The 6,864-nt window shown below is 69.8% G+C and carries 7 protein-coding genes; 4 read left to right on the top strand and 3 right to left on the bottom strand.

The annotated features are described in order from the left end of the window. Positions 1 to 441: 441 nt before the first annotated feature. Positions 442 to 825, bottom strand: coding sequence for a MerR family transcriptional regulator (locus tag NBZ83_RS28695; RefSeq protein WP_261570872.1), 384 nt, complete (start codon positions 823 to 825; stop codon positions 442 to 444). Between the two features lie 144 nt (positions 826 to 969). On the opposite strand from NBZ83_RS28695, the gene NBZ83_RS28690 reads away from it, so the two are divergent. The 3 genes from NBZ83_RS28690 to NBZ83_RS28675 all read left to right on the top strand — a co-directional run bounded on the left by NBZ83_RS28690 (position 970) and on the right by NBZ83_RS28675 (position 4,229). Further along, positions 970 to 1,305, top strand: coding sequence for an EthD domain-containing protein (locus tag NBZ83_RS28690; protein ID WP_261570873.1), 336 nt, complete (start codon positions 970 to 972; stop codon positions 1,303 to 1,305). 471 nt (positions 1,306 to 1,776) lie between these two features. Continuing rightward, complete coding sequence (locus NBZ83_RS28680; RefSeq protein WP_251747223.1) at positions 1,777 to 2,541, top strand: crotonase/enoyl-CoA hydratase family protein; 765 nt, start codon at positions 1,777 to 1,779, stop codon at positions 2,539 to 2,541. A gap of 470 nt (positions 2,542 to 3,011) precedes the next feature. Next, positions 3,012 to 4,229: an ABC transporter substrate-binding protein gene (locus tag NBZ83_RS28675; RefSeq protein ID WP_261570874.1), complete on the top strand. Its 1,218-nt coding sequence runs from the start codon at positions 3,012 to 3,014 to the stop codon at positions 4,227 to 4,229. 97 nt (positions 4,230 to 4,326) lie between these two features. Here the strand turns inward: NBZ83_RS28675 and NBZ83_RS28670 are convergent, their stop codons facing one another. After that, on the bottom strand, positions 4,327 to 5,253 hold the full coding sequence (locus tag NBZ83_RS28670) for a glycoside hydrolase family protein (protein WP_261570875.1): 927 nt from the start codon (positions 5,251 to 5,253) through the stop codon (positions 4,327 to 4,329). A 188-nt stretch (positions 5,254 to 5,441) separates the two neighbouring features. Here NBZ83_RS28670 and NBZ83_RS28665 point away from each other — a divergent pair, with 188 nt between their 5' ends. After that, the gene (locus tag NBZ83_RS28665) at positions 5,442 to 6,377 is read left to right on the top strand and encodes a sulfotransferase family protein (protein WP_261570876.1); all 936 of its coding nucleotides are present in this window, start codon (positions 5,442 to 5,444) and stop codon (positions 6,375 to 6,377) included. 78 nt (positions 6,378 to 6,455) lie between these two features. Here the strand turns inward: NBZ83_RS28665 and NBZ83_RS28660 are convergent. Further along, positions 6,456 to 6,864 (bottom strand): DUF2237 family protein (locus NBZ83_RS28660; protein WP_261576190.1); only part of this gene is annotated, 409 nt, incomplete at its 5' end.

Here is a 6,864-nt window from a genome sequence, read left to right as displayed (position 1 = left end):
CCACCCTAGACGTGTAGGTCCTGTCTACTCGGAGTCGTAGACGATCGATCTTGAGTAACGGTTACGTTGCCGTACCTCCCCCGCCGTCGAACCTCAGACCACGGACATACCCCGGTAACGGCCGATTGCGGTGCGCGGGAGGGACTGCAGTGCGATGCGCACGACCCGCCGCCCGCAGACCGTGCAAAACGCACCGCAACCAGCCCCGCCCCGATTCGGACCCGCTCGTTCCAGGACCCGACGCCGGCCCCACGGGCCCGCCGTAACCGACACTCCATGCCCATCGATTTTCCACGCACGCCGATGGGCGGGTGCCCCCCGCACGTCGCCACCGTCTCAGGAGTTCCGCCGGCCCGGCAGCCGTACCCGCCCTCCGTCCGCGGCCACGAGATGCTGGAGGTTGGTTGGAGTATCTCACCGGAGGAAAATCAGAACGTTGCCTCAGCGGTCCGATGGCACGTCATCCTCCACGCTCGCCAGAAAGGTCCGGTTTACATCAATCAGGTGATCAAGCGCTTCCCTGGCGGCGGCCAGGCTGTCAATTGTGAATGAAAGACGGGTTCGCTCCTGATTCATTACGGTCAAGGCTTGCCGAGCTCTGTCCATGTTGGGCTCCGTCATACAGGGGACCATCCGAGCGAGGTTTCTGCTGGACACTCCGGCGGCCAGGAATATCTGAATCAGCGCCACCCGCTGGACATGATCGTCGCCGTAGCACCGCTGACCTCTGGGAGACCTTGCGCTGACCGGCAGCCCCTGCTGCTCGTAATAGCGCAGCGATCGACGGCTTGCTCCTGTCCGGGCGGACAGTTCACCGATCCGCATCTCAACCCCTCATATGCGTTGGGTCACACCGACTTGCCCTTGACATTGATGTGAGCGTTTAGGTTAGCCCTATGGCCAGCAGCCCACCACAAGGACATCCGGTCGCCGGCCTCTCGCTTTCGCGAGCACGAAGGGGAGAAGTCTGTGATCAAGTTCGCTTTCATGATCAACCGTATCGATGGAATGAGCTTCGAGGAATTCGTTGAGTATCACCGAAACCGCCACGCCCCATTGTTCGCATCCATTCCTGAAGCGCGGAAGTACGTGAAGAAGTACACCGTCTCCCACCCGGTACCCGCCGAAGGGTATCCGAGTCCCGCCTACGACGGCCTCACTGAGATCTGGTTTGAAAGCTGGGGGGAGCACGACGCCTTCTTCGCTTCCAAGAATTACAAGGAGTTGGTGAACCCGGACGAGAGCAGGTTCATCGACATGAATTCGGTGGCAGTGATGGTCACCGAGGAAAGGGTTGTGGTCTGACCCTTTGGGCTGCGTTCTTTGTACCGTGGGCGATGCGGTGGGTCATCAACGTGGTGGCGGCCCAGGTGATCAGGGTTCAAGAAGATCGCCGGTCGGAAGCGGGGCGTGGTCACCGACACCCTCGGCCTGCTCCTCGCCGTGAACGCGGGCACAGGTCTCGCCGGTGATCGCAGGGCGTCGCAACTTCGTGATCGCCAGGACCCGTGTCTACCTTGCGACCGGGCAGATCTACGAAGCGGCGCAGACATGCAGCGGGTGGGAGTGCCGAGAGGACAGAGGCGACGAGGGCAGAGGCGACGCGGGTGGGGCGGCGGCGAGGGCGGGGCGAGGGCGAGAACTCTCCTGTGCGGCGCGACAGCGGTAGCGTTCGGCCACCGGGTATTGCGCGAAACAGCCACGTCCGCGGCGAAATCACCCGAATGCGGCGGCGCGGGCACACGTGGCTTACTGTCCGTCAACGAGGGAGCACGAATGTCCGACGAAGTTCTGGTCGAACACGCCGACGGGGTCACCGTCATCACGATCAACCGCCCGCAGGCGCGTAACGCCGTGAACCGCGCCGTGTCCGAGGGGGTCGCCGCCGCCCTCGACGAGTTCGAGTCCCGCAAGGACCTGACCGTGGCGATCATCACGGGCGCCGGCGGCACGTTCTGCTCGGGGATGGACCTCAAGGCGTTCCTGCGCGGCGAGAACGTCGCCATCGAGGGCCGGGGCCTGGCCGGCATCACGCTGACGCCGCCGCGTAAGCCGATCATCGCCGCGGTCGAGGGCTTCGCCCTGGCCGGTGGGTGTGAGGTCGTGCTGGCCTGCGACCTGGTCGTCGCCGCCGAGAACGCCGCCTTCGGCATCCCGGAGGTCAAGCGGAGCCTCGTCGCCGGCGCCGGCGGCCTGCTGCGCCTGCCCAAGCGCATCCCCTACCAGGTCGCCATGGAGCTGGCGCTGACCGGCGACCAGCTCTCCGCCGTCGACGCCCACCGCTACGGCCTGGTCAACGTGCTGACCCCGGCCGGCGAGGCGCTCGCCGGCGCCCGGGCGCTCGCCGCCCGGATCGCGGCGAACGGCCCGCTGGCCGTCGCCGCGACCAAGGAGATCCTCGCGTCGGCGTCCTCCTGGCCGGCGGACGAGGCGTTCGACCGCCAGGCGGAGATCATGAATCCGGTGTTCGCCTCCGCGGACGCCAAGGAGGGCGCGTTGGCGTTCGCCGAGAAGCGGGCGCCGGTCTGGCGCGGCGAGTGACCCTCGCCCGACAAGGGGACTGACACCCACGCGGCGGCTGCGAGCGGGGCGCTTCTCACTCTGCTCGCGGCCACCTTGCACACAACGGCGGCCGCCTTCCGCTGCGCGCGCCCCGCTGCGCGCGCAGCTGCGGCCGCGGGCGGCCCGGTGATGCCACGGCCATGGTGAGCGCGCACGTGTGTGGGGGCACAGGCCTGCCGGATCATTACGTGTAGTTGCTGACGCAACCTCATGCCTACCAGGCATAACGCCACAAAGGTGTGCTGGGTATCGTGCTCGCCAGCGGACATTTTACGGTAATGTCCGCGCTTCGGGTACGTGCCTGTTGTCACAGGCCGTGAGCATCGCACGTGTGGATCCGATCCGGCCCACCCTCTGGCGACGAGATCGGAGTCTGCCGCGCGCCGTTCGCTGATCGTCGCCCGTCCTCGCCGATCGTCCGTTGCCTGCCATCGAGGGGTTCGCTGCTTATGCGCCGCCGCCACACCCATTTACGACTCGCGACCGCCGTGTTCATCCTGACCGCGGCCACCGCCTCAGGCTGCGCCAACGGCGCGGCGGGGGCCTCGGGCGACTGCAACGCACCCGGGGTGACCAAGAACGAGATCCGCATCGGCATCGTGTACCCGGACACCGGCGCGGTGTCCGGGCCGCTGCAGGCGGCCCGCGCCGGCATCGACGCCCGACTCGGCGAGATCAACGCCAAGGGTGGCGTCAACGGCCGGAAGATCGTCTACCAGTGGCGGGACGACCAGGGCACGCCGGAGGCGAACGCGATCGCCGCCCGTGACCTCGTCGAGCACCAGAAGGTCTTCGGCCTCATCGAGTCCACGATCGCGGCCAGCGGCAGCGCCCAGTATCTCAGCGACCAGGGCGTCCCGGTCACGGGGCTGGCCGCCGAGGGGATCTGGTCGAAGTACCGCAACATGTTCTCGTTCTCGTACACCACCGGTACCGCGGTGGACACCTACGGCATGTTCGTGAAGTCCCGCGGGGGCAGCCGGTCGGTGCTGCTGCAGACCGCCCTGTCCGGCGGCGTCTCCGACGTGGGCACCAAGCTCGTCCAGAGCATGGCGGCGGCCGGCCTCAGCGACGGCGGGACCGTCAGCTACACGCCCGGTGCGGACAGCCCGACGGCGGTCGCCCAGCGCATCGCCGCCAGCGGCGCCGACACGCTACTGGCCATCACCGACACCGACGCCCTCGTCCAGGTCCTCGCCCAGCTCCGCTCCTTTGGGCACGCGCCCAAGGTCGTCATGGCGGTCAACGGGTACGACGCCGCGCTGCTCAAGCGGTACGGAGTCGGCATGGCCGGGGTGACGGTGCCGCTGTTCTACCGCCCGTTCGAGTCCGGCGGGCCGGCGATCGCCGCGTACGTCGCCGCGATGAGCCGCTACTCGCCGCAGATCGACCAGCCGCAGCAGGACATCCCGCTGCAGTCGTACATCCACACGGACATGTTCATCCGCGGGTTGGAGGAGGCCGGGGACTGCCCGACCCGGCAGGGCTTCATCGACGGTCTGCGCTCGGTGACGAACTACGACGCCGAGGGTCTCATCCAGCCCATCGACATCGCCCACGGTCTGGGCCGCCAGACCACCTGCTATGCCTTCGTGCAGGTCAACAACGCCGGCACCGCGTTCGACGTCGTCAAGGAGCAGCTCTGCGGCAAGGAGATCACTCCCTGACACACCCCGGGGTCAGGCGACGACGCGTCCGGCCCCGGGGATGCGGCACGGCCGCGGTGACTCAGATCGCCGGAGGCACCAGGACTCCGGGTGCAGCTCAGGACGCCGGGTGCAGCTCCGTGCGCAGCTCGTGGCTGCCATCGGGCAGGGCAGCCTCGTAGTACAGCCGGTGGGCGCCGTCCGGCAGGGGCACGATGCTGACGTAGCGCAACGCGCCGTCGCCGTCCGGGGAGACCGCGACCGGCTCGGTGCCGACGGCGTGGAAGCGGTCGGGGGTGACGCCGACGGCGAGGCCGGTGCGCTCGGCCCAGTTCTGCGCGGCGCTCGCCCGCCCGTCGTAGTAGGCGACCGGCTGGGTGCCGCCGGTGAGCACGGCGCTGATCCGCACGCCGCGGGCGTCCCAGTGGCCCGGGCGGGCGGCGAGCGCCGTCCCGGTCCAGGTCCAGTGCACACCGTCGGGGCTGGTGGCGTGCCGGCTGTCCATCCGGTCGGTGGCCAGCGGGTCGTCGAGGGGATGACAGGACGCCCACAGCTGCCACTGGCCGTCGAGCAGGGCGACGACCGGGTCCTTCACGGCGAGGGTCGCCGGGTCGCCGGGTAGCACGGTGCGCCGGTGTCGCGGGTCGAAGGCGGCCGGGGAGTCGGCCTCCAGCAGGTCCACCCACCAGTGCGGGCTGCCCGGGGTGGCGCAGCTGACATAGAGCCGCCATGAACCCTGCGGGGTCACCACCAGCGCGGGCCGCTCCAGGCTCTCCGCGCCGAACGGGTCACGCGGGATCTCGGCGATCTCGGTGAACGTCTCCCCGTCGGTGGAGCGGGCGATCACCAGCCCGTAGCCGCGGCCGCTGCCGATCGGGCGGCGCAGCCGGTAGGCCAGGTAGAACACGCCGTCGGCCAGCACCGCGCAGGGCGCGCCGGCCCAGAAACCCCGGCCCCGCCCCGGGGCGGGCGCCACGGTCGTCGCAGGCTGCCGGCCGGGCAGGGGGATGGTCTCGGACGCCGTGTGCTGCTGGCTGATTGCCACGCCGCAACCCTACCGTTTCGGTGCGCGGGGCAGCCTGGCAAGCGGGCCCCGGCAGGGCCGTCGCGCGGCTAGCATCCTGATTTCACCGGTCGGGTTACTTGGCTGTGCAGGCGTATGGCCCCCCGCCCGGCGCTGCCGGGTGCCCGGATCGGTCGACGCCGATCCCCGTTCGTCAGGAGCGACCACAGATGGCCCTTCCCGACTTCCTCGTCCTCGGCGTGCCCAAGGCCGGCACGACCGCGCTGCACGCCGCGCTGTCGCGGCATCCGGCGTTGTTCCTGCCGCAGGTCAAGGAGCCGAAGTTCTTCCTCTCCGAGGGCCCGCCGCCGGCCCGCGGCGGCCCCGGCGACGCCCAGACCTACCAGGAGCACGTGTGGCGCCGCCGGGACTACGAGGCGTTGTTCGCCCCGGCGCCCGCGGGGGCGCTCACCGGCGAGGCGACCCCGTTCTACCTCTACGACCTCGACGCGCAGAACCGGATCAGGCGGCTGCTGCCGAAGGTGCGCATCGTCGTGCTGCTGCGTAACCCGGTCGACCGTGCGCACTCCAACTGGACGCATCTGTGGGCGGCCGGGCTGGAAAGCGAACGTGACTTCGTCCGCGCCTGCGCGCTGGAGGAGCAGCGCCGCGACGCCGGCTGGGCGCATTTCTGGCACTACGTCTCCCTCGGCCGTTACGGCGAGCAGCTCGCCCACCTGTTCGGCCTGTTCTCCCGCGACCAGGTGCTGCTGCTGCGTTACCGGGATCTGCGCGACTCCCCCGCCGCCACGCTGGACCGCGTCTGTGAGTTCCTCGGCGTCTCCACCGGGCTCGTCGATCTGGTGCCCTCGGAGAACGTCACCCCGTTCGTCGCCGACAGCCCGACGAACGCGGCGCTGCGGGCGGTGCTGCGAACCGGGGGTCGCATCGGCCACCATTTCCCCGTGCCGGTGCGCCGCGCGGTGCGCGGCCCGCTGCTCTCGGCGCTGCAACGCCAGAAGGGCGGGCGGCCGAAGCTGACACCTGAGCAGCGGCGCGCGGTGCTGCCGTACTTCGTCGACGACATCGCCCGGCTGGAGGAGATCACCGGCCTGCCCTACCGTGACTGGCTCACCGTCGGCCTCGAACCCGAGGTGATCGACTGATCCCACCCACGGCGGCCCGCGCCGACGGCCCGCCGGCAGGACGCCGGTGGCCCCCGATCGGGCCGGCGGCGGTGCGGGTCAGCCCAGGGAACGCGGGTCCGCGGGGACGTCGACGGCGTGCGCGCGCAGCGCCTCCAACGGGATGACCTCCAACGCCCGCTCGTGGGTGCAGGCGAGCACGACCGGGGCGGCGACCCCGGCGTCGTAGGACTGCAGCCAGCGGACGGCGACGACGCACCAGCGGTCCCCGGGGCGCAGGCCGGGGAAGGAGTACTCCGGCCGGGGCGTCGACAGGTCGTTGCCGACCTGCCGCTGGTGGCGCAGGAAATCGGCGGTCATCACCGCGCAGACGGTGTGGCTGCCAAGGTCCTCCGGACCGGTGCTGCAGCACCCGTCGCGGTAGAACCCGGTCACCGGATCGGTGCCGCACGGTTCGAGCTCGCCACCGAGAATGTTGCGCTCCACTGCCACCCACCCATTTTCTCCC

Origin of the sequence: Frankia gtarii (assembly GCF_025403375.1) — a bacterium.
GTDB lineage: Bacteria > Actinomycetota > Actinomycetes > Frankiales > Frankiaceae > Frankia > Frankia gtarii.
Note: the sequence above shows the minus strand (reverse complement) of the source record. Positions and strands in the feature narration are given on the sequence as shown.